The 20771-nt window shown below is 70.4% G+C and carries 22 protein-coding genes and 1 tRNA gene; 16 read left to right on the top strand and 7 right to left on the bottom strand.

Annotated features, from left to right (window positions below; genetic code table 11):
- The first annotated feature begins 8 nt into the window (after positions 1 to 8).
- Genes AB0K14_RS00300 through AB0K14_RS00290 form a run of 3 tightly spaced genes read left to right on the top strand, consistent with a single transcriptional unit; the run spans position 9 to position 1833 of the window.
- Positions 9 to 458: a MarR family transcriptional regulator gene (locus tag AB0K14_RS00300; protein WP_360448926.1), complete on the top strand. Its 450-nt coding sequence runs from the start codon at positions 9 to 11 to the stop codon at positions 456 to 458.
- Positions 455 to 850: a DUF5313 family protein gene (locus tag AB0K14_RS00295; protein WP_360448929.1), complete on the top strand. Its 396-nt coding sequence runs from the start codon at positions 455 to 457 to the stop codon at positions 848 to 850. The genes AB0K14_RS00300 and AB0K14_RS00295 overlap by 4 nt, the downstream gene beginning before the upstream one ends.
- 32 nt (positions 851 to 882) lie before the next feature.
- Positions 883 to 1833 (top strand): aminoglycoside phosphotransferase family protein, encoded by a 951-nt coding sequence (locus tag AB0K14_RS00290; RefSeq protein ID WP_360448932.1) that lies wholly within the window; start codon positions 883 to 885, stop codon positions 1831 to 1833.
- A 56-nt stretch (positions 1834 to 1889) separates the two neighbouring features.
- On the opposite strand, the gene AB0K14_RS00285 is transcribed toward AB0K14_RS00290, so the two are convergent.
- A complete protein-coding gene (locus tag AB0K14_RS00285; RefSeq protein ID WP_360448935.1) occupies positions 1890 to 2768 on the bottom strand; it encodes a hypothetical protein in 879 nt (292 codons plus the stop codon).
- 553 nt (positions 2769 to 3321) lie between these two features.
- Positions 3322 to 3528 (bottom strand): hypothetical protein, encoded by a 207-nt coding sequence (locus AB0K14_RS00280; RefSeq protein ID WP_360448938.1) that lies wholly within the window; start codon positions 3526 to 3528, stop codon positions 3322 to 3324.
- Between the two features lie 904 nt (positions 3529 to 4432).
- Here AB0K14_RS00280 and AB0K14_RS00275 point away from each other — a divergent pair.
- Positions 4433 to 5008, top strand: a complete 576-nt coding sequence (locus tag AB0K14_RS00275) for a tyrosine-type recombinase/integrase (protein ID WP_360448941.1) — start codon at positions 4433 to 4435, stop codon at positions 5006 to 5008.
- Between the two features lie 95 nt (positions 5009 to 5103).
- Here AB0K14_RS00275 and AB0K14_RS00270 read toward each other — a convergent pair.
- Positions 5104 to 5174 (bottom strand) — tRNA-Gly (locus AB0K14_RS00270).
- 36 nt (positions 5175 to 5210) lie between these two features.
- Here AB0K14_RS00270 and dcd point away from each other — a divergent pair.
- Positions 5211 to 5792, top strand: coding sequence for a dCTP deaminase (gene dcd, locus AB0K14_RS00265; RefSeq protein ID WP_360448943.1), 582 nt, complete (start codon positions 5211 to 5213; stop codon positions 5790 to 5792).
- On the opposite strand, the gene AB0K14_RS00260 is transcribed toward dcd, so the two are convergent.
- Positions 5789 to 6817 (bottom strand): cation diffusion facilitator family transporter, encoded by a 1029-nt coding sequence (locus AB0K14_RS00260; protein ID WP_360448946.1) that lies wholly within the window; start codon positions 6815 to 6817, stop codon positions 5789 to 5791. The two genes, dcd and AB0K14_RS00260, sit on opposite strands and share 4 nt — an antisense overlap.
- Positions 6818 to 6957: 140 nt before the next feature.
- Between AB0K14_RS00260 and AB0K14_RS00255 the strand changes: the two genes are divergently transcribed.
- Complete coding sequence (locus AB0K14_RS00255; RefSeq protein ID WP_360448949.1) at positions 6958 to 8226, top strand: LPXTG cell wall anchor domain-containing protein; 1269 nt, start codon at positions 6958 to 6960, stop codon at positions 8224 to 8226.
- A 34-nt stretch (positions 8227 to 8260) separates the two neighbouring features.
- Positions 8261 to 8638: a phage holin family protein gene (locus AB0K14_RS00250; RefSeq protein ID WP_360448951.1), complete on the top strand. Its 378-nt coding sequence runs from the start codon at positions 8261 to 8263 to the stop codon at positions 8636 to 8638.
- Positions 8639 to 8695: 57 nt separating this feature from the next.
- Here AB0K14_RS00250 and AB0K14_RS00245 read toward each other — a convergent pair whose 3' ends face one another.
- A complete protein-coding gene (locus AB0K14_RS00245) occupies positions 8696 to 10969 on the bottom strand; it encodes a (Fe-S)-binding protein (RefSeq protein ID WP_360448954.1) in 2274 nt (757 codons plus the stop codon).
- A gap of 140 nt (positions 10970 to 11109) precedes the next feature.
- Here AB0K14_RS00245 and AB0K14_RS00240 point away from each other — a divergent pair, with 140 nt between their 5' ends.
- From AB0K14_RS00240 to AB0K14_RS00225, 4 genes are all read left to right on the top strand, one after another.
- On the top strand, positions 11110 to 11442 hold the full coding sequence (locus tag AB0K14_RS00240) for a multidrug efflux SMR transporter (RefSeq protein WP_360448956.1): 333 nt from the start codon (positions 11110 to 11112) through the stop codon (positions 11440 to 11442).
- A complete protein-coding gene (locus AB0K14_RS00235) occupies positions 11429 to 11962 on the top strand; it encodes a TetR family transcriptional regulator (protein ID WP_360448958.1) in 534 nt (177 codons plus the stop codon). Before AB0K14_RS00240 ends, AB0K14_RS00235 begins: the two co-directional genes overlap by 14 nt.
- Before the next feature lie 23 nt (positions 11963 to 11985).
- Positions 11986 to 12567: a hypothetical protein gene (locus AB0K14_RS00230; RefSeq protein ID WP_360448961.1), complete on the top strand. Its 582-nt coding sequence runs from the start codon at positions 11986 to 11988 to the stop codon at positions 12565 to 12567.
- Positions 12568 to 12705: 138 nt separating this feature from the next.
- Complete coding sequence (locus AB0K14_RS00225; RefSeq protein ID WP_360448963.1) at positions 12706 to 13491, top strand: DUF4097 family beta strand repeat-containing protein; 786 nt, start codon at positions 12706 to 12708, stop codon at positions 13489 to 13491.
- Here the strand turns inward: AB0K14_RS00225 and AB0K14_RS00220 are convergent.
- Positions 13488 to 14051 (bottom strand): DUF5655 domain-containing protein, encoded by a 564-nt coding sequence (locus AB0K14_RS00220; RefSeq protein WP_360448966.1) that lies wholly within the window; start codon positions 14049 to 14051, stop codon positions 13488 to 13490. The genes AB0K14_RS00225 and AB0K14_RS00220 overlap by 4 nt on opposite strands.
- Positions 14052 to 14220: 169 nt before the next feature.
- Between AB0K14_RS00220 and dnaK the strand changes: the two genes are divergently transcribed.
- From dnaK to AB0K14_RS00195, 5 genes are all read left to right on the top strand, one after another.
- Entirely contained in the window at positions 14221 to 16071 is a 1851-nt protein-coding gene (dnaK, locus tag AB0K14_RS00215) for a molecular chaperone DnaK (protein WP_360448969.1), read from the top strand.
- Complete coding sequence (grpE, locus tag AB0K14_RS00210) at positions 16068 to 16865, top strand: nucleotide exchange factor GrpE (protein ID WP_360448971.1); 798 nt, start codon at positions 16068 to 16070, stop codon at positions 16863 to 16865. Before dnaK ends, grpE begins: the two co-directional genes overlap by 4 nt.
- 18 nt (positions 16866 to 16883) lie before the next feature.
- Positions 16884 to 18056: a molecular chaperone DnaJ gene (dnaJ, locus tag AB0K14_RS00205; protein WP_360448974.1), complete on the top strand. Its 1173-nt coding sequence runs from the start codon at positions 16884 to 16886 to the stop codon at positions 18054 to 18056.
- Positions 18053 to 18481: a helix-turn-helix transcriptional regulator gene (locus tag AB0K14_RS00200; RefSeq protein ID WP_360448977.1), complete on the top strand. Its 429-nt coding sequence runs from the start codon at positions 18053 to 18055 to the stop codon at positions 18479 to 18481. The genes dnaJ and AB0K14_RS00200 overlap by 4 nt, the downstream gene beginning before the upstream one ends.
- Before the next feature lie 131 nt (positions 18482 to 18612).
- A complete protein-coding gene (locus AB0K14_RS00195; protein ID WP_360448980.1) occupies positions 18613 to 19290 on the top strand; it encodes an alpha/beta hydrolase in 678 nt (225 codons plus the stop codon).
- Positions 19291 to 19351: 61 nt separating this feature from the next.
- Here AB0K14_RS00195 and AB0K14_RS00190 read toward each other — a convergent pair whose 3' ends face one another.
- Positions 19352 to 20455, bottom strand: coding sequence for an FAD-binding oxidoreductase (locus AB0K14_RS00190; RefSeq protein WP_360448982.1), 1104 nt, complete (start codon positions 20453 to 20455; stop codon positions 19352 to 19354).
- Positions 20456 to 20771: the final 316 nt, after the last annotated feature.

The raw sequence follows: 20771 nt of genomic DNA, 5'->3' as shown, positions 1-20771 counted from the left end.
GTGCACTAATGATTAGTGCACAAAACGTCGAGGACCCGCTGGCCCTGGAACGGCAGGTCTGCTTCGCGTTGTCCGTCGCGTCCAGGAACGTGATCGCCGTCTACCGGCCGCTGTTGGAGCCGATGGGGCTGACCCACCCGCAGTACCTGGTGATGCTCGCCCTGTGGGGCAGCGCGCCGCTGTCGGTCAAGGAGCTGAGCCGCATGCTGGCGCTGGAACCCGCGACCCTGTCGCCGCTGCTCAAGCGGCTGGAGGCGATCGGGTACGTGACGCGGTCGCGGGACGCGGCGGACGAGCGGATGCTCGCCGTGACGCTCACGGAGAGCGGTGCGGCGCTGCGTGAGCGGGCGTTGGCCATCCCGCCCGCGGTGGTGGAGCGGCTGGGCATGTCGCTGGACGAGCTGCACGACCTGCACGCCGTGCTGACCGGGTTGATCTCCGCGACGGAGCGGACGTGAAGCCCGCCGTGCCGTTGCGGGTGTGGTACCTGCTCGGCGGCCGGTTGCCCCAGCGGCACCGGGAGTGGGTGTTCCGGCAGGCGACCAAGCCGTCGTGGCTGGCGTGGTTCACCGTGCGGATGTTCCTGCAGGTGCTGCCGTTGACGGTGGTGATCACGCTGGCGCTGGTGCTCGGCCTGGGCTCGCCGTTGCCGCTGGCGATCGCGTGCGGGTCGTTGGGGCTGGTGGTGGGCGTGTACTTCGGCGTGTCATACGCGATCGAGAGCACCGACCACCGGATGACGAAGTACGGCTACCCGGCCGGCGCGGCCGCCGCGGTGCGCAAGGAGCGGACGCGGCGGGACCAGGAGCGGTACGAGCGGGTGTGGCGCTCGACCGAAAACCAGGCCTGAAACCGCGGCCCGGTGCCCTAGCGTCCGGTGGCGTGGAGTGGCAGAGGGCGGTCGCGGCGGCGTTCGGGCTCGGTGACGTGGTCGAGCCGTGGACACCGGTGACGGGCGGGCGTTCGCACCTGGTGTGGCGCCTGCGCACGGCGCGGGGCACGTGGGCGGTCAAGCGGCTGAACCGGTCGCGCGAGGACTGGTGGCTGCGGGACTACCTGGTGTCCGCGGAGGTCCAGCTCGAAGCCTGGGCACGCGGTTTCCCCATGCCACGTCCGGTGCACCCGCTCGAACCGGCCGCGCCGCTGCTCGCCGACGTGCGGGTGGGTGACGAGGTCGCGAGCTACCTGGTGCACGAGTGGCACGACGGCGGCCCGGTGACGTCGGACGTGTCCGCGTGGGTCGGCCGAGTCCTCGCCTCCCTGCACCGCCCGCCCGCCGACGCGGCACCCGCCGATCCGCCGCACCCGGTCGCGGAGTGGCGGGAATGGCTGGACGAGGCGCCGAACGACTTCACCGACGCCGTCCGCGGCTACCTGCCCGACATCGCCGAGGCCGGGCTGATCGCGGCGGGAACCGACGACCTGACGCCGGTCGCCACGCATCGCGACGTGAAGCCGGACAACGTCCTGGAGACGCCCGGCGGCCCGTTGCTGCTGGACTGGGACAGCGCGGGGCCGGACCACGCGGAGTGGGAGCTGACCCGCGCGGCGCTGCACTTCAGCCGGCTCGGCGAGGACCGCGCCGCGTTCGACGCCGTGATCAAGTCCTACGAGGCGGCGGGAGGGCGGCGACCTCCGGCGTCACCGACGTCGTTCGCCGGCCTGCTGCGCGTCTACCTCGGTGGCGCGGCGTGGATGGTGTGGCGGGCGCTGGGCCACCGGCCGGTCACCGAACCCGAACGTGCGGCCGCGCACACGCACGCGCTGGAACTGCTGGCCGACCTGCGCACGTCCCTGCACCGCCTGGACGAGTGGGTCGACCGCCTGCGTTGATCGAACGGCCCCCACCCGGCTTCGAGTGGGGGCCGTCCGGGTGGTCGCACGTCCCGCTACGGCAGGGACTCGCAGGCCACGCCGTCGTTGTCGGCGTCGAGCTGCGCGACGTCGCCGTAGTACGGGTAGTACCGGTCGAACCACTCCTGCGCGTCACGCTGGTAGGCGAAGTCCGAGCAGTCCACGCTGTTGCCGGGGTTGCCGGGCGCTCCGCCGCCGCCTCCGACGACCTCCGGCCACGGGCTGCCGGCGGCGACCCACTCCTGGTAGCTGACGGCCCGGTGGAACGGGATGCCCTGGTAGTAGATCGTCGCGGTCCCGGCGTACTTGTAGAAGCGGTCGCCCGTGATCCGCTGCACGACCCGCGGCGTCGGGAAGGCCTGCGCGCTCCACTCGCCGTAGCCGATCGCGTAACCGGAACCGGTCGCCAGGTTGGACATCCGCATGATGTTCGACGCCCACGAGAGCTTCAGGAAACCTTCGTTGGAACGCCGGTCGAAGTCCCGGAAACCGGAAGCGGCCCACTCGTCGTAGGTGAGCTTGTGGTGCAGCCGGTCCTCGCCCTCGACGAAGATCTCACTGGCCGTGCCCCACTGGTAGTAGTAGCTGCCCTTGATCCACCCCGCCGTGCGCGGGTAGGGACTGCCGGAAGCGCGCCACTGCGCCTCGGTGAGCCGGTCCCAGTCCCACGTCGGGTCCGGGTTCCCCCAGAACGTGACCGCGTAGATGGTGGGCGACCAGGCGTACTTGACGTAGTCCGTCGGCGAGGGCGCGGGCTGGGGGAAGCCGGCGTTCGACCACTCGTCGTAGCTGATGCCGCGGGCCACGCCGTTGTCGACGCGCCACACCGTCGGGTCGAACGGCTGCTTGTAGTACCCGTTGGCCACCGCCGCGTCGGCGGGCGCCGCGATCGCGACCGCCAGTCCCAGCGCCAAGCCGGCACCTGTTAACGCCGCCGCCACCCGTGTGATCAGTTTCAATGACTCGCCTTCCGTCCCACCCCGAACCTGATGTCGGTGGGACTGTCGACCCCGGCCGTCAGTCGTTACGCAGAGAAGTCGAGATGGGCCGTAGTTACCCCGTTTGGCCGAAAGAACCAGGCAATTCAATGAGCATTCGTCACTAAACGTGCAATCCCGCAGGCCGTCTGGCCCGCCGCCCACACCGGCCGGTCCGCACCGACGACCCCGCGAGGATCGCCCCAACGACCACTCGCCCGGGACACGACCCCTGCGCTCAACGCGGTCGCGGGGCCGTCCTCGACCCGAGCACGACGAAGGCCCAGGTCAACCGGAGCTGACCTGGGCCTTCGGGACGAGCGGGTGACGGGAATCGAACCCGCCTCCACAGCCTGGGAACCCGATCTTTCCGTCCTGGTAGTGCGCCTGACCTGCGGCGAAAGGCAGTCATGAGTGGCCGGTATTGACCGCTGTTGACCAGTGCTTACAGCACGTGGACAGCATGGTCGACTTCCTTCCGGACGCAGACCTACATCAGCCCTACCTCGTACGCTCGGACGATCAAGGCCAATGCTCCACCCGCACCCGTAGCGGTACGCCAGACGAGTTTGAGCACTTTGAAAGCGTCCTCCCGCTGCTTGGCGCTACGGCCCGAGATGGCGACGTGAGCCGCGTAGAGGGCCAGGGCGGACGTGAAGAGCACGTAGCCGCCGATGAACCACATCCAGTCGATCATCGGTGATCGCCCCCGATGACGTTTCGGGAGGTCAAGGCGACACTCATGCCTTGTTGGGCCCTCGTGCATCCGTTGGACAGATATGCCGAGGTAGTCGGCGTTTGACTAGCCAGACCGATCACCATGGGGTGCGACTCGGCGCTGCGAACTGCCCCTTCGGCGCGGAGAGCCCGAGGTGGGGATGGTGGGCATGGGGTAGACGGACCTATCGTCGTCAACGACTGGCTCCTTCTGGTGGAAGACGGTCGTCGTGATCACGAAGCGAGGCAAGCGGACCTGATCACGACGGTTCGAGCTGCGAGGAGACGGTCGATCCATCGAGTTCGTGATGGATCTGATGGAGATGTCTGCGCCAACAGACATCCAATCCGCAACGGGCGGCCTCCTCGGGTGAGGAGCCGCCCGTTGTCGCGTCTTCAAGCGTGCGCCGTCGAGCCTAGGCACAGGAGGTCAACTGCGGGAAGTACCGATCGGCGAGGCTGATCGGCCCTGCCGATCACCACTGACCGTTTACCGTGAAGTGCCTTCCGGTCGGCGCTATAACGCACGCGTCTCGGCAGGATCGGGTGGACCGTTGCCCCGCAATTCCCAGCGAGGGGCTCGTGTCATCCCGCCGACCTGGCTCGCCCCAACCGCGCGTGTCAAGGGGGCACCTCTGTCCATTCTGGACGGTTGGGCTGGGTCTGCCCCCTTGACGCGTGTGGTTGCCCTCGTGGAGGTCGGCGGGATGGCACGAAACCCGGTCCCCGCTGGTTCGCGAGATGTCGACGGCTCCCGGTCATCCTGCTGGTCTGCCCGTCCGGCGAGGACATGATCTTTCGGCTTTGCGGACCCTGGCGGGGTCGGTCGGCCGCTGTCCCGCTCGCCCGGTCCCGGCCCTACCTCTCGTCGCCGGGCGCGGTGGGTGGCCGGAGGCCGGGCCCCGCCCGCTTGCCCGAGCGACACAGGAGCGGGGCCGATTAGGACCTGGCGAGCGGGGACAGCACAGTGCGGCCGAGCGGCCCCGCCAGCGGGTCGGGGCCTGGTCTACGGTCCGCCCAAGTCACGGGCTGGCCTGCGGTCTGTCGCGATCCCGGAGGCGATCAGGGCTGACCTGCTCGCTCACCTGGACGAGTTCACCGACTCGGCTCCTGACGCCTGGGTGTTCACCGGCCAACGTGGCAACCCGCTGCGACGGGGTGACTTCAACCCGCGTACCGGCTGGAAGAAGGCGGTCGCCGACATCGGTGTGCCTCACCTGCACTTCCACGACCTCCGGCACACCGGGAACACGCTCGCAGCTCGCACCAAGGCCAGCACGAGAGACCTGATGGCGCGGATGGGACACGACAGTCCTCGGGCAGCGTTGATCTACCAGCACGCGACTACGGAGGCGTCTCGGGAGATCGCGGCGGCCTTGAGCGGCCTGGTCGAGCGGGAGCGGGGCGGCGGAGGTGACGAGGATGACGGCTCGGCTGGCGTGCTGGTCCCGGTCGACTAACCGCACGTGGACAGCACGGTGACGCTGTAGATCCGAAACGACGAAGGCCCAGGTCAACCGGCTTACCGGCGCTGACCTGGGCCTTCGTTCACTTGAGCGGGTGACGGGAATCGAACCCGCCTCTACAGCTTGGGAAGCTGTCGTTCTACCAATGAACTACACCCGCGTGTTGCGTGCCCGATCATACACATAGGCTGTGGCCGTGCTGCTAAGTGACCGTGATCTGCGCAAAGAGGTCGAGTCCGGCCGGTTGGTGCTGGAGCCGTTCGACGACGTCATGGTGCAGCCGTCCAGCATCGACGTCCGGCTGGACCGGTTCTTCCGCGTCTTCAACAACACCCGCTACACCCACATCGACCCGGCCATGCAGCAGGACGACCTGACCTCGCTGGTCGAGCCGGCCGACGAAGAGCCGTTCGTGCTGCACCCCGGCGAGTTCGTGCTCGGCTCCACGTTCGAGCTCGTCACCCTGCCCGACGACCTGGCGGGCAGGCTGGAGGGCAAGTCGTCGCTGGGCCGCCTCGGCCTGCTCACCCACTCCACGGCGGGCTTCATCGACCCCGGCTTCTCCGGCCACATCACGCTGGAGCTGTCGAACGTCGCCAACCTGCCCATCACGCTCTGGCCCGGCATGAAGATCGGCCAGCTGTGCCTGTTCCGGCTCAGCAGCTCGGCCGAGCACCCGTACGGCTCGACCCAGGCGGGCTCGCGCTACCAGGGGCAGCGCGGCCCGACGCCGTCGCGCGCCCACCTCAACTTCCACCGCACCGACACCAAGCGCTAGAGCTTCACGTCCCCGTACCTGGCCAGCACCCGCGACCGCAGCTCCGGGTCGTTGCGCGGCACGGGCTCCAGGAACACCTCGTCCAGCTCGGCGTGCGCGGCGCGCAGTTCGGCGTCGATCCGCACGCACGCCCGCTCCAGCTCGGCCGCGCCCAACGCGTCGTCGAAGTCGAGCCGCGCGCACACCAGCACCCGGTCCGTGCCGACGGCCATCGTCAGCAGGTCCACCACCTGCTCGACCTCCGGCGCCTCCCGCAGCGCCGTCCACACCGCCCGCACCAGCACCGGGTCGGCCTGCCTGCCGATCAGCAGCCCCCGGTTGGTCGACGCCAACGTGTACGCGACGACCGCGAGCAGCACGCCGATCGCCAACGACGCCACGCCGTCCCACACCGACGACCCGGTCAGGTGGTGCAGCCCCAGCCCGCCGAACGCGAGCAGCAGCCCGACCAGCGCGGCCGAGTCCTCCAGGAACACGGTCTTCACCGTCGGGTCGTCGGACACCCGCAGGAACGCGAGCACCGACCGCCCCTCGGCCCGCGCCTCCCGCCGCACCTGCCGCACGGCCTGCGTCCACGACACCGACTCCAGCGCGAACGCGATGGCCAGCACCACGTACCCGACGACGGGGGCGCCCTGCTCCTGCGGCGCGCCGAACACCGTGCGGAAGCCCTCGTAGAACGCGAAGACCGCGCCGGACACGAAGATCGACACGGCGGCGAGCAGCGACCAGAAGTACCGGTCCTTGCCGTACCCGAACGGGTGCCTGCGGTCCGCGGGACGTGCCGATCGGCGCAACGCGGTCAGCAGCAGGGCCTCGGTGAACGTGTCGGCGACCGAGTGCGCCGCCTCCGCCATCATCGCCGCCGACCCGGTGATAACCCCGGCGATCCCCTTCATCACCGCGATGGCGAGGTTCACCGCCAGGGCGAGCAGGACGGTGAGCGTGCTCTCGCCGCCCTTGGGCCGCCCGTCCCCCGACTGCCCGCCCTCCGACTGCCCGCCCTCCGACCCCTCACCTGCCATGCCCCGACGTTAGGCCGGACCGCCATGATCCGCTCGACGTGACCCTGATCACGAAACGATCATGGTTCCGGTGGCGACGACGAAGTGACACATTCCGTCTTCGGGGGGACTTCCAGGTGCGAACCTTGACAGGTCGGCTCATGGCCATCATCGCGGCCGTGGGCGTGGCGGCACTGGCGAGCCCGCTCGCGGTGGCGCAGGACGACACCGTCACGCTGGAAGGCCTGGTGTGGTTCGACCGCGACGCCGACGGCGTGGTCGACGCGGGTGAGCCGCCGCTGGTCGACCGCCTTCCGGTGGAGGTCTACGACGCCTCGACCAAGGCGTTCGTCGGCGAGTACCGCACCGACGCGAACGGCCGCTACAAGGCCGTCGACCTGCCCGACGTCCCGCTCGCGATCTACAACCGCAACGCCGGGATCTTCGAGGCGACGACCCCGGCGACGGTCAACCCCGTCAACGGCGGTGGCACGTTCGACTTCGGCGTGCGCGGCGGGACCGTGCGCGGCTTCTCGTTCTTCGACCTCGACCGCGACGGCGTGCGGCAGACGCACGAGCCGGACGTGCCGGGCGCGCCGACGGTGCGGCTGATCCACGGCATCGTCGACGTGGCGCCCGCGACGCGCGGCGTGCGGGGCGAGTACGAGTTCACCGACGTGCCGGTCGGCTCGGACGTGTCGATCGTGGCCGACAACGCGCCGGAGCTGAAGCTGGCGCCACCGGTGTCCGAGCACGACATCGACCCCGCGACGCGGCAGAAGAAGGTCGTGGTGCGCGCGGGCGAGGCGACGCGCGTGGACGTCCGGTACACGTACCTGGACGCCGACTTCGTGGCCGGCGCGCCGCGCCTGGAGCCCGCGCGGGACGCCTACCGCGTGGGTGACGTCGTCACGCTGGTCGTGCCGGTGACCAACCGGGGCGAGGCGTCGGACAACCCGGACATGGTGGTGTTCGGGGCGACGCCGGAGTTCATCTCGGCGAACGACGTCGTCAAGGTGGTCTCGCCCGGCCAGGAGTTCAGCCTGCACCACCCGATCGCGGTCGGTGAGACCGTCGACGTGCGCTTGACCTACCGGCTGGACGACCCGGAGTTCGACCAGTTCCACCTGCTGATCCGGCCGTTCTCGGCGTTGGGGCACAAGGAGACCAACTTCGAGGACAACCACGCGAAGGTGCCTCTGAAGTACACGACCGGGGAGCAGACGACGACCACGTCCCCGACCGCGACCACCACGACGACGTCCGCGACCACGACCACCACCACGGCGGCCGTGGTGCAGGTGGCGGGCGGCAGCAGCGGGTTGGCGAGCACGGGCGCGTCACCGTCGTCGTTCCTGGCGATCGGCGTGCTGCTGCTCGGCGCAGGCGCGTTGACCTTCTTGGCGGCACGCAGGCGTCGCCGCGCCTGACCCGAACGGACCACCGCTGCCGTTAGCCTGCGGCATGGGCATTTTGGTGCACGTACTGCTGACGGCGGTGGCGGTCTGGATCGCCACGGTCATCCCGGGCATCGACCTGGAACAGGGCGCGTCGACGCCCGCGAAGATCGGCACGCTGATCGGCGTCGCCCTGCTCTTCGGCCTGGTCAACGCGGTCGTCAAGCCGTTGGTGAAGTTCTTCGGCTGCCTGTTCTACCTGGTCACGCTCGGGCTGATCGGCCTGGTGGTGAACGCCCTGCTGTTCTGGCTCACCGGCTGGCTGGCGGGCGAGCTGGGCCTGCCGTTCGACGTCACCGGCTTCTGGCCCGCGTTCTGGGGCGCGATCATCGTCGCCCTGACGAGCTGGGTCCTGAACATCGTCTACGACCGCATCACCGACTGAGGCACGACGAACGCCCCCCGGTCCACACCGGACCGGGGGGCGTTCGTCCACAACCGACTAGTTCGACGCGGCCTTGTCCTCGTCCGGCAGGGGGGTGCCGGTCGGCTTCTCGTCCGTCGGGATGTCGCCGCGCTCCAGCGCCAGGCCCCGGCGCACGGACGTCAGCAGCAGCTGCGCCACGTCCACGACCTCGACGTGCGAGCCCGCGGTGCCCTCGTTCTGCCGCGCCGTGACGCCGTCGGTCAGCATCACCCGGCAGAACGGGCAGCCCGTCGCGATCTTCGACGGCGCCGTGCCCAGCGCCTCGTCCACCCGGTCGAGGTTGATGCGCTTGCCGATCCGCTCCTCCATCCACATGCGAGCGCCACCGGCGCCGCAGCACATGGAGCGCTCCTCGTGGCGCGGCATCTCGCGCAGCGTCGCGCCCGACGCGCCGACCAGCTCACGCGGCGCCTCGTAGACCTTGTTGTGCCGGCCCAGGTAGCACGGGTCGTGGTAGGTGACGTCCTCCGCGACCTCGGCCACCGGCACCAGCCTGCGCTCGCGCACCAGCCGGTTGAGCAGCTGCGTGTGGTGCACGACCTCGAACTGGCCGCCCACCTGCGGGTACTCGTTGGCCAACGTGTTGAAGCAGTGCGCGCACGTCACCACGATCTTGCGCTGACCGGCGGGCCGGCCGTCGAACACGGTGTTGAGCACCTCGACGTTCTGCTGCGCCAGCATCTGGAACAGGAACTCGTTGCCCGCGCGCCGCGCCGGGTCGCCGGTGCAGGTCTCCTCCGGCCCGAGCACGGTGTACTTGACGTCCGCGGTGTGCAGCAGCTCGGCCACCGCCCGGGTGGTCTTCTTGGCCCGGTCCTCGAACGCGCCCGCGCAGCCGACCCAGAACAGGTACTCGGCGTCACCCAGCTCGCCGTCGAACACCGGCACCTCGAAGTCGAGGCCCTCGGTCCAGCTCAACCGGTCCTTGGCGTTCTGGCCCCAGGGGTTGCCCTTGTTCTCCAGGTTCTTGAACATGCCGCCCAGCTCGGACGGGAAGTTCGACTCGATCAGCACCTGGTAGCGGCGCATGTCGACGATGTGGTCGACGTGCTCGATGTCCACCGGGCACTGCTCGACGCACGCGCCGCACGTGGTGCAGGACCACAGCACCTCGGGGTCGATCACGCCGAGCTCGTCCGCGCCGCCGACGAGCGGCCGCTCGGACTCGGCCATCGCCAGCACGTCGATGGACTCCAGCCGCTTCTTGTAGTCCTCGTACTTGTCCTCGGTGAGCCCGACCTCGTCACCGGCCATGTCCCGCGAACCGCCGGCCAGCAGGTACGGCGCCTTGGCGAACGCGTGGTCGCGCAGCTGCGTGATGACGAGCTTGGGCGACAGCGGCTTGCCGGTGTTCCACGCGGGGCACTGTGACTGGCAGCGGCCGCACTCGGTGCAGGTGCTGAAGTCCAGCCAGCCCTTCCAGGAGAAGTCCTCGACCTTGCCGACGCCGAACACGTCCGTGTCGGGGTCGGCCTCCTCCAGGTCGAGCACCTTGCCGCCGCTCATCATCGGCTTCAACGCGCCGAGCGCGACGCCGCCGTCGTCCTCGCGCTTGAAGTAGATGTTGAAGAACGCGCTGAACCGGTGCCAGGCGACGCCCATGGTGAGGTTCTTCGACACGACGATCAGCCAGACCATGCCGGACAGCAGCTTGGTGACCGCCATGATCGAGACCCAGTCCGGGCTCGCGGGCAGGATGTTCGACAGCGGCGCGGTGACGAACGACGTCCACAGCGGCGGGTCCTCCAGGCCGGAGGCCTGCTTGAACGCCTTCACGCCGAGGATGCCGAGGCCCTCGATGATGACGACCGCTTCCACGAAGTACGCGGCCTTGAAGTCGGAGCCGGCGAACCTGGACACCCGGTCGGCGCGGCGCGGGTGGTTGAGCTGGCGGATGACCGCCAACGCCACGCCGCCGACCACGGTGCCGATGCCGAGCAGCTCGACCAGCAGCGACCACAGCGACCAGGTGCCGATCACCGGCCAGTGGAAACCGGGGTAGAAGACCTCGCCGTAGGCCTCGAACAGCACCGCGGAGCCGATGAGGAAGCCCCACATCACCATCCAGTGCCAGGGCGCGACCTTGCGGAACTTGGCCATCCGGGTGTGCGCGACGAACTCGACGACCAACGTCCGCAGGCGTGGTCCGAACGGCCCGTTGCGGGTCGCGTCCGGCTGGCCGAGGCGAATGATCTTGATCATCCGCAGGACACCGGCGACGAACAGACCCCAGGCGAACACGCTGACGGCGACGCCGATGGCGCCGAGGGTGAGCTGGAGGGCTCCCATTGTGGTGGCGGCCTTTCTACGTCCGTTCTCCTGGCTGGGCAGCCTACGCCCGATTACTGGCCGGTAACCACTTGGACGTGGTCGATCACATAGGGCCGGTAGACTAGTGGAACAGACGTTCAACTTGTCGGAGGCCGCCCGTGCTCGTGTACCTGGTGTTGGCCGTGGCGATCATCGGCGAGGTCACCGCCACCGTGTTCCTCAAGTTGTCCGAGGGGTTCAGCAAGCCGATCCCGTCCGCCGTGGTCATCGTGGGGTACGTGGTGGCGTTCGGCGCGTTGAGCAAGGTGCTGCAACTGGGCATGCCGATCGGCGTGGCGTACGCGATCTGGTGCGCCTTCGGGGTCGCTGCGGTCGCGGGCATCGGCGTGGTGCTGTTCGGGGAGCCGCTCAACGCCACGATGGTGGTCGGGCTGGCGCTCGTGGTCGCGGGCGTGGTGGCCATCGAGGTCGGCAGCGGTGCCGGCGCCTGACGGCAGGCGGGCCCGCGGCGACCGGCGTCGGCGGGCGATCCTGGAGGCGACGCTGCGGGTCGTGGAGCGCGACGGCGTGGCGGGCGTGAGCCACCGGTCCGTGGCCCGCGAGGCGGGCGTGCCGACGACGTCGACCACCTACTACTACGCGACGTTGGACGAGCTGCTGATCGCGACGCTCACGTGGTCGGCCGACCAGATGGCGGCGAGCTTCCGCGAGGTGCCCCTGACACCCGCGGCGGTGGCCCGGTTCATCGCGGACGCCGCCGGCGAGCACCGGGGGCGCACGCTCGCCGAGTACGAGCTGTACCTGTTGGCGGCACGCCGGCCGGAACTGCGGGCGGCGGCACGGCGGTGGACCTCGCTCATGGCCGAGGTCGCCGGCCCGCGCGACCCGGTGGCGCTGCGGGCCGTCCTGGCGGGCCTTGACGGGCTGCTGATCCAGGCCCTGATCGCGGATTTCCCCCCAATGGCGGAGGATTTGGAGCCGGTCGTGTCCCTTCTGATGCTCGGCGGATGACCTTCGCGCGGGACACTGGTGGCATGAGGTTCGCCGGTCGTGAGTCGTGGCAGGTGTCGCACGGGACGAATCAGACGGTCAACACCGCGCTGTTCGTCCGCGACACGCTCGCGCTCTCGGTCGAGACCGTGCCCGAGCTGCCCGGGCTCGACCCCTCGGTGCCGGTCGTGGTGCCGCCGGGGGTCGACCGCGCCGGTGCGGCCGAGGAGTGGCTCGGCTGGTGGGCCGACGTGCTCGACCACGCCCGCGCCGAACCGCCCGTCGGCGCGCCCGGTAGCACGCCCGCCGACCCGGCCGGATCGTCGTTGCAGGTCAGGCCCGCGCTCCGGGCGGCCGTGCTGGCGCTGCGCCAGGCGGCGGCCGAGTACGACCAGCGGTACGTCACCTCCCGCGGCGCGTTGCCGATCGGCGAGGTGGTGCGCGGCGTCGAGGGGCGGATCGGGCGGTACGTGCGGCCGTTCCGGTTGGTGATCACCGAGGTGCCGGTACAGGGCGTGGTGTGGGAGCGGATGACCGACACGCACGTGATCGCCTCGCAGCGCTTCCTGGTCGACCCGGCCCGCTCCGCCCCGGCCCTGCGCGCCGTGGTCGAGTCCCTGGCCTGACCGGCCGCCCCGCTGACCGATCGCTGACCGCGGGGGTAGGGACAGCCCCCGTATCGGGTCGGGGGCCTTCCTGGTGGGCCGGTCGGTCGAGTACCCCTAACTTGAACGTCGACAACCTTGACGTCCGAGGGGGCAGTGGTGGTTAAGCGGATCGCGTTGGTGGCCGGCGTGGCGGTGGTCGCGGCGCTGGCGCTCTCGTCGTGCGTGCGGCTCGTGCAGAACGGCTTCGACGACCAGCACTCGGTCTCCGACCAGGTGGCCGAGATCCGACTGCAGAACGGCTCCGGCAACGTCGTCGTCCGCAGCCGCGACGGCGCCGCGGAGACCGAGGTCCGCCGGCGCGTCGAGTACCCGAAGGACGCCGACAAGCCCAGCGGCGTGTCCCACCGCATGGAGGGCTCCACCCTCGTCCTCGACGGCTGCGGCAGCCGCTGCTCGGTGAACTACGAGGTCACCGTCCCGTCCAAGGACGTCCGGATCACCGGCGGGAACTCCTCCGGTGACGTCCGCCTCGAAGGCGTGGCCAGCGTCGAGGTCGAGGTCGGCTCGGGCGACACGACCGTCCGCGACGTGGCCGGCGTGGTGCGCGTCGACAACAGCTCGGGCGACCTGACCGTGGCCGACGTCGCCGGCGACTTCACCGGCAAGGTCGGGTCGGGCAGCACCAAGCTGTCGAACATGGGTGGCACGGTCACCATCGACAGCAGCTCCGGCGACGTGTCCGTGCAGCTGGCCACCGTGACGTCGGTGCGCGCGGACGTGGGCAGCGGCAGCCTGACCGTCGACGTCCCGCAGGGCCTGTACAAGGTCAACGTCGAGGCGGGCAGCGGCGACAAGGACATCAACGTCAAGAACGACCCGAACGCCTCCGCCGAGCTGGTCCTGCACGCGAGCAGCGGCGACGTGACCGTGCGCGCCGTCTAGGCGTTCTGCTCGTACGCCGCCACCAGCAACGCCTCCACCTCGCCGTCGAGCTCGTCGGCCCCGGTCAGCGACACCTTGTGCGTCGACTGGCCGGGGCCGCCCGGCGTCAACCGGTCGCTGTCGGGCACCTCGGTGAACCTCAGCCCCAGGTCGACCCGCGACGCCAACGCCCGCACGGCCGCGAACTGCCGACCCCGCACGAACGGCACGTAGGTCGCCCGCCCCTCGGCCCGCACGTCCTCGCCCAGCCCGAAGGCCAGCGTGGCGACGCGGTCGAACAGCGGGCGCAGCGCCTCCTTGCGCCCCGAGTACTGCGACTCGACGTACTCCGCGAACGTCGGCTCGGTCCACCCGGCCCGCCGCGCCGCCGCGTCCGCGATCGTCCACTGCGAGTTCTGCCCCACCCCGTGCACGTCCCGCAGCCACGCCCGGACGGCCTTCCGATCCACCGGGTCGAGTGGGCTCGCCTCGACCAGCGCGACCCATTCCTCCAGCGTGCGCCCGGTGCGGGCGGCCATGGAGGCGGTGATGGCGGACATCATGTCGGCGGGTGACTCCATCCGTTGAGTGTCCCGGATCACCCTCGGCCGGGAACACCCGAACGGCCCCGTCCGTTGGACGAGGCAGAAAGATTGAGCCTGGTGGACTCAAGTCCGCCGGGGCCGGCTAAACTTGAGTCGGTACCGCTCAACGCGGGGCTCTTACACACGCACTACCAGGAGGAATCCAATGGCGCGAGCGGTCGGCATCGACCTGGGGACGACCAACTCCGTCGTCGCGGTTCTCGAGGGTGGCGAGCCGACGGTGATCGCCAACTCCGAGGGGTCGCGCACCACCCCGTCCATCGTGGCCTTCGCCAAGAACGGCGAGGTGCTCACCGGTCAGCCCGCCAAGAACCAGGCGGTGACCAACGTCGACCGGACCATCCGGTCCGTCAAGCGCCACATCGGCACGGACTGGAAGACGCCGGACGTCGACGGCAAGGCCTACACGCCGCAGGAGATCAGCGCGCGCGTGCTGATGAAGCTCAAGCGCGACGCCGAGGCCTACCTGGGCGAGGAGATCACCGACGCGGTGATCACCGTCCCCGCCTACTTCGAGGACGCCCAGCGGCAGGCCACCAAGGAGGCCGGCCAGATCGCGGGCCTCAACGTGCTGCGCATCGTCAACGAGCCCACCTCCGCCGCCCTGGCCTACGGCCTGGACAAGGGCGACAAGGAGCAGACCATCCTGGTCTTCGACCTCGGTGGCGGCACGTTCGACGTCTCCCTGCTGGAGCTCGCCGAGGGCGTGGTCGAGGTCAAGGCGACCTCCGGCGACAACCACCTCGGTGGCGACGACTGGGACCAGCGCATCGTCGACTGGCTGGTCGAGCGGTTCAAGCAGACCAACGGCATCGACCTGACCAAGGACAAGATGGCGTTGCAGCGCATCCGCGAGGCGGCGGAGAAGGCGAAGATCGAGCTGTCCAGCTCGAACAACGCCTCCATCAACCTGCCCTACATCACCGTGGACGCGGACAAGAACCCGCTGTTCATGGACGAGACGCTGTCGCGCGCCGAGTTCCAGCGCATCACCAACGACCTGCTGGAGCGCACCCGCGCACCGTTCAACAACGTGATCAAGGACGCCGGCACCAGCGTCGGCGACATCGACCACGTTGTGCTGGTCGGCGGTTCCACCCGCATGCCCGCGGTGGCCGAGCTGGTCAAGGAGCTGACCGGCGGCCGTGAGCCGAACAAGGGCGTGAACCCGGACGAGGTCGTCGCGGTCGGCGCGGCGCTGCAGGCCGGTGTGCTGAAGGGCGAGGTCAAGGACGTCCTGCTGCTCGACGTCACCCCGCTGTCCCTGGGCATCGAGACCAAGGGCGGCGTGATGACCAAGCTCATCGAGCGCAACACCACGATCCCGACCAAGCGCTCGGAGATCTTCACCACCGCCGACGACAACCAGCCGTCCGTGCAGATCCAGGTCTTCCAGGGTGAGCGCGAGTTCGCCCGGGACAACAAGAAGCTCGGCATGTTCGAGCTGACCGGCCTGCCGCCCGCGCCGCGCGGCGTCCCGCAGATCGAGGTCACCTTCGACATCGACGCGAACGGCATCGTGCACGTGTCCGCCAAGGACATGGGCACGGGCAAGGAGCAGCGGATGACGATCACCGGTGGCTCCGCGCTGCCGAAGGACGACATCGAGCGGATGATCAAGGACGCCGAGGCGCACGCGGAGGAGGACAAGCGCCGCCGCGACGAGGCCGAGGTCCGCAACCAGGCCGAGACGCTGGTCTACCAGACGGAGAAGGTCCTCCAGGAGAACGAGGACAAGATCCCGGCCGAGGTCAAGGAGAAGGTCACCGCGGCCGTCGCCGAGACCACCGAGGCGCTCAAGGGCGAGGACATCGCCAAGATCCGCACCGCGGTGGAGAAGCTCGCCACGGAGTCCCAGGCCATCGGCCAGTCCCTGTACGCCAACGCACCCACGGCCGACGCCGCGGGCGCCACCGGTGGCACCACCGCCGGTGACGCGCCGAAGGCCGACGACGTGGTGGACGCGGAGATCGTCGACGAGGACGAGAAGAAGTGACCAGGCCCGAGGAGCAGCCCCACGTGGTGGTGCGGGACCGCAGGCGCATCGACCCGGACACGGGTCAGGTGCGGCAGGCCCCCGCCGACGAGAACGGGCCGGCCGAGGCGTCGCAGGCCGACGCCCCGGTCGAGCCGGACACCGGTTCGACCGGCCCGGTCGGTCCGGGTGGCCCGGCCGGCTCGGCCGGTGTGCCCGAGGCCGGTTCGGAGGGCGGCGGCAAGCACGCCCTGCCCGAGCCGCCCGACGAGCCGCCGGCCGTGGCCGTCGACCCGACGGTCGAGCTGAAGGCGCAGCTGGACGAGCGGACCGCCGACCTGCAGCGGTTGACCGCGGAGTACGCCAACTACCGCAAGCGGGTCGACCGCGACCGGGAACTGGTGATCACCACGGCCAAGGCGCAGGTGGCCGGCGAGCTGCTCGGCGTGCTCGACGACATCGAGCGGGCCGGCGCGCACGGCGACCTCACCGGCGCGTTCAAGGCGGTGGCCGACAAGCTGGTCAGCGCCCTGCACGGCACCGGCCTGGAGGCGTTCGGGCACGAGGGCGAGGAGTTCGACCCGTCCGTCCACGAGGCCGTGCAGCACAGCACGTCCCCGGACGTCAGCGGGCCGACCGTCACCGCCGTGCTGCGCCGCGGCTACCGGTACGGCGAGCGCGTGCTCAGGCCCGCGCTGGTCGCGGTGACCGACCACGAGCCGGCCGCCGAGCAGCCCGTCGCCGGGCAGTCGGTCCCGGCGGGGACGGCCGACGAGGCCGTCGAGAAGCCGGTGGAAGAGCAGCAGCAGGACTGAGAGAGGGGGCGGCGTCCGTTGAGCGCTCGCGACTGGATCGAGAAGGACTTCTACCGCGAGCTGGGCGTCACCTCCGACGCCTCGGCCGACGAGATCAAGAAGGCGTACCGGAAGTTGGCGCGGGAACTGCACCCCGACGCCAACCCCGGTGACGCCAAGGCCGAGGCGCGGTTCAAGGCGGTGTCCGAGGCGTACGGAGTGCTGTCGGACACCGCCAAGCGCAAGCAGTACGACGAGGCCCGCCGCCTCTTCTCCGGTGGCGGCGGGTTCCCCGGCGGGTTCGGCGCCGGTGCCGGCGGGTTCGACGTGGGCGACCTGTTCAGCCGCCAGGGCGGTGCGCAGCCCGGCGGCATGGGCGGGCTCGGCGACCTGCTCGGCGGGCTGTTCAACCGCCGGGGCGGCACGTCGACGTCGGCGACCAGACCGCGGCGCGGCGAGGACGTCGAGACCGACGTCCGGATCGACTTCACCGAGGCCGTCAAGGGCGCGACCGTGCCCATGCGGCTGTCCAGCCCGGCGTCCTGCGGCACGTGCGCGGGTTCCGGCGCGCGTCCCGGCACGTCACCGCGGACGTGCACGAACTGCGGCGGCGCCGGCCTGGTGACCCGCAGCCAGGGCGCGTTCGCGTTCTCCGAGCCGTGCGCGGACTGCCGCGGCACCGGGCGGATCGTGGACGACCCGTGCCCGGAGTGCGGCGGCGACGGCGTGAGCACGAAGACCCGGACGCTGACCATCCGCATCCCGCCCGGGGTGGACGACGGCCAGCGGATCAGGCTGGCGGGACAGGGCGAGCCGGGGCGCAACAGCGGGCCCGCGGGCGACCTGTTCGTGCGCGTGCACGTCAACCCGCACGCGCTGTTCGGCCGGTCGGGCAACGACCTGACCGTGACCGTGCCGGTGACCTTCCCCGAGCTGGCGCTCGGCACGACGTTGACCGTGCCGACCCTTGAGGGCAAGGTGACGTTGAAGGTGCCCGCGGGCACGGCCAGCGGCCGGGTGCTGCGGGCCAAGGGCAAGGGCATCGCCAAGCGGGACGGCCAGGTCGGAGACCTGCTCATCACGCTGAACGTGGCCGTGCCGAACAACATGGACGCCGCTGCTCGTGAGGCGTTGGAGAACTACGCGTCGGCCACGGCGAAGCACGACCCGCGCGCGGAGCTCAACGCCCTTGTGGAGAAGAGGTCGGTGTGAGCTTCCCGTTCCCGCCCGGCACCGACGAGGACACGCCGTTCTTCGTCATCTCCGTGGCGGCCCAGCTGTCCGGTCTGCACGCGCAGACGCTCCGGGCCTACGACCGGCTGGGCCTCGTGTCGCCCGGCCGCACCTCCGGCGGCGGGCGCCGGTACTCGATGCGCGACATCGTGCTGCTGCGGGAGGTGCAACGCCTCTCGCAGGAGGAGGGCGTGAACCTCGCGGGCATCAAGCGCATCATCGAGCTGGAGAACGAGGTCGGCGCGCTGCGCGCCAAGGTGCAGGAGCTGAGCGAGCAGGTGGCCTCCGCCATGGCCGCGGCCGAGCACGCCGCCGCGTCGGTGCACGCGTCGTACCGCCGCGACCTGGTGCCGGTGCGCCACGAGACGGCCCTGGTCGTCTGGAAGCCGAACCCGAAGCGCTGACGTCGTGCCGCCGGGCCGCTGTGTAACTCAATAGGGTGATCATGGCCGGAAAATGTACGGAAACACTGTTCCCGTACCTCGGTTAGCCATGAGGAACCCCGCGACGCCGAACCCGCGCCAGACTGGACCCCGTGGACTACGTCTTCGTGCACGGCACCACCCAGTCGCCGGCCGCCTGGCGCCCGGTCGAGGAGCTGCTCCGCCGACGCGGCCACCGCACCGTGGCCGTCGACCTGCCCACCGACCGCCCCGAGCTGCGCGCCGTCGACTACGCCGCGATCGCCCGCGCCCAAGCGGGCGACGCGTTGGCCCCCGTCCTGGTGGGCCACTCCGGCGCGGGCCTGCTGATGCCCGCCATCGCGCGCGCCGTCGGCGCGTCCCACCTGGCCTGGGTCGCCGCGATGATCCCCGGCCCGGTCTCGCTGGCCGACGAGCTCGCCGTCGAGACGGGCGAGATGTTCAACCCCGAGTGGCGAGCGCTCACGGAGCCGCCCACCGCGGACCCCGTGGTGGCCTCGTACTTCCTGTTCCACGACTGCGACCTCGCCGGTGTCCGCGCGGGCCTGCGAACGCTGCGCCTGTTCTACCCCGCCGCGACGTACCGCGAGGTGCACGACCTGCCGGACCTGCCGTCGACCTACGTCCTGCCGCGCGACGACCGCACGCTGCGGCCGTCGTGGATGCGCCGCGCCGCGCGCGAACGGCTCGGGGTCGAGGCGATCGAGGTCGACGGCGGGCACTGCCCGCAGACCAGCCGGCCCGAGACGCTGGCGGCCGTGCTGGGCGCGGCCCGGCCAGGGCCGCCGTGACGCGGGCAGACCGCCGCGAGCGCTAGCCGCGGCAGAACGTGAAGAATTTTCAGGAAGTAGCTCAGTCCAGCGTGAACGGGTCGTACTTGATCCGGTCGAGCGGGGTGCCGGCGACCAGCATCCGCGACACGGTCGCCCGGATCATGGACGGCGAGCCGCACACCAGCACGTCCCGGTCCTCCCACGCCCCGTAGCGGGTGACCACGTCCGCCAAGGTGCCCTGCTCGATCCCGCGCGCACCGGGGTCGGACTCCAGCACCGGCACCACGGTCAGCCACGGGTTCGTCATGGCGAACCGCTGGAGGTTGTCCAGGTCGTACAGGTCCTCGCGGGTCCGCCCACCCATGAACAGGTGCACGCGCGGGTTCTCGCCCCACTGCGCCATCTCGTCGATGATCGCGTGCATGGGCGCGACACCGGTCCCGCCGGCGACCATCAGCACGTCCCGCCCGGACTTGCGGTCGACGCTGAGCCGACCCATCGGCGGGCCGATGCGCCACACGTCACCGGGCTGGGTGTGGCCGACGATCGACCGGCTGACCCACCCGCCCTCGACCGACCGGATGTGGAACTCGATGATGCCGTCGTCGCGCGGCGCGTTCGCGGGCGAGTAGTACCGCCACAGCCGCGCGCGCTGCGGCGTCTCGACGCTCACGTACTGCCCGGCGCGGTACCCGACGGGGTGGTCGGGTTGCAGCCGCACGACCGCGAGGTCCCAGCTCACCCGCTGGTGGTCCAGCACGGTGGCGTGCCAGTAGGCGGGGCCGTCGTCGGCCGCCGCGGCCTCCTGCATGGCCCGCGCCATGATCGTGTACGCCTCGGCCCACGCCATCTCGACCTTGGGCGTCCACGCGGGCCCGGCGAACTTCTTCACCGCCGCCAGCAACGCCATGCCGACGGACTCGTAGTGCACGTTGACCACGCCGAACTTGCGGTGGTCGCGCCCGAGTTGGCGCAGGAACGGGATCAGGTCGTCCGGTCTGTCCACCATCTGGACGACGTGGACGAGGGCGCGCAGCAGTCGGCTGCGCTGGACCTCCATGTTCGCGGGGAACATCTCACGGGTCGCCGGCGCGAGGCTGAAGAGCATGCCGTAGAAGAACTTGGCTACCTCTTCGGCGCGCGGCTCCACCACCGCGAAGCTCTCCCGGATCATCCGCACCATAGCGGTGACACCAGGAGGAGGTTCTCGGTGTGGCGGGCTCGGGATGGGGCTCAACACGGCGTTCGCAGTCATGGTCCGGGCGCAGTCTCCACGTTTCTGGCGGCGCCAGCAAGGGCGCTACGTCCTCGTCAAGCTTCCATCCCCGACGAGGGGACACTAACCCGCCAACTGGCCGATCGACTCCTTGATGCCACCTTCGAGTGCAGTGCGGTTACGGACGGTCGCAGACCGCTCCCGCAAACGAGTGGACATTCCCTACCACGTATACCGAACTCGGTGCTTGTGGCCCACCGCCAGACGCGCACCCCCTCACGGG

Origin of the sequence: Actinosynnema sp. NPDC050801, from assembly GCF_040673975.1 — a bacterium.
GTDB lineage: Bacteria > Actinomycetota > Actinomycetes > Mycobacteriales > Pseudonocardiaceae > Actinosynnema.
The sequence above is the reverse complement of the archived record's forward strand: the minus strand, read 5'-3'. Positions and strand labels throughout refer to the sequence as shown.

Bases quoted from the DNA above. Each gene is read 5' to 3' on its own strand.
- AB0K14_RS00300 (WP_360448926.1), top strand. From the start codon at position 9: ATGATTAGTGCACAAAACGTCGAGGACCCGCTGGCCCTGGAACGGCAG.
- AB0K14_RS00280 (WP_360448938.1), bottom strand. From the start codon at position 3,528: ATGATCGACTGGATGTGGTTCATCGGCGGCTACGTGCTCTTCACGTCC.
- AB0K14_RS00260 (WP_360448946.1), bottom strand. From the start codon at position 6,817: ATGGCAGGTGAGGGGTCGGAGGGCGGGCAGTCGGAGGGCGGGCAGTCG.
- AB0K14_RS00255 (WP_360448949.1), top strand. From the start codon at position 6,958: ATGGCCATCATCGCGGCCGTGGGCGTGGCGGCACTGGCGAGCCCGCTC.
- AB0K14_RS00250 (WP_360448951.1), top strand. From the start codon at position 8,261: ATGGGCATTTTGGTGCACGTACTGCTGACGGCGGTGGCGGTCTGGATC.
- AB0K14_RS00245 (WP_360448954.1), bottom strand. From the start codon at position 10,969: ATGGGAGCCCTCCAGCTCACCCTCGGCGCCATCGGCGTCGCCGTCAGC.
- AB0K14_RS00230 (WP_360448961.1), top strand. From the start codon at position 11,986: ATGAGGTTCGCCGGTCGTGAGTCGTGGCAGGTGTCGCACGGGACGAAT.
- AB0K14_RS00220 (WP_360448966.1), bottom strand. From the start codon at position 14,051: ATGGAGTCACCCGCCGACATGATGTCCGCCATCACCGCCTCCATGGCC.
- dnaK (WP_360448969.1), top strand. From the start codon at position 14,221: ATGGCGCGAGCGGTCGGCATCGACCTGGGGACGACCAACTCCGTCGTC.
- AB0K14_RS00190 (WP_360448982.1), bottom strand. From the start codon at position 20,455: ATGGTGCGGATGATCCGGGAGAGCTTCGCGGTGGTGGAGCCGCGCGCC.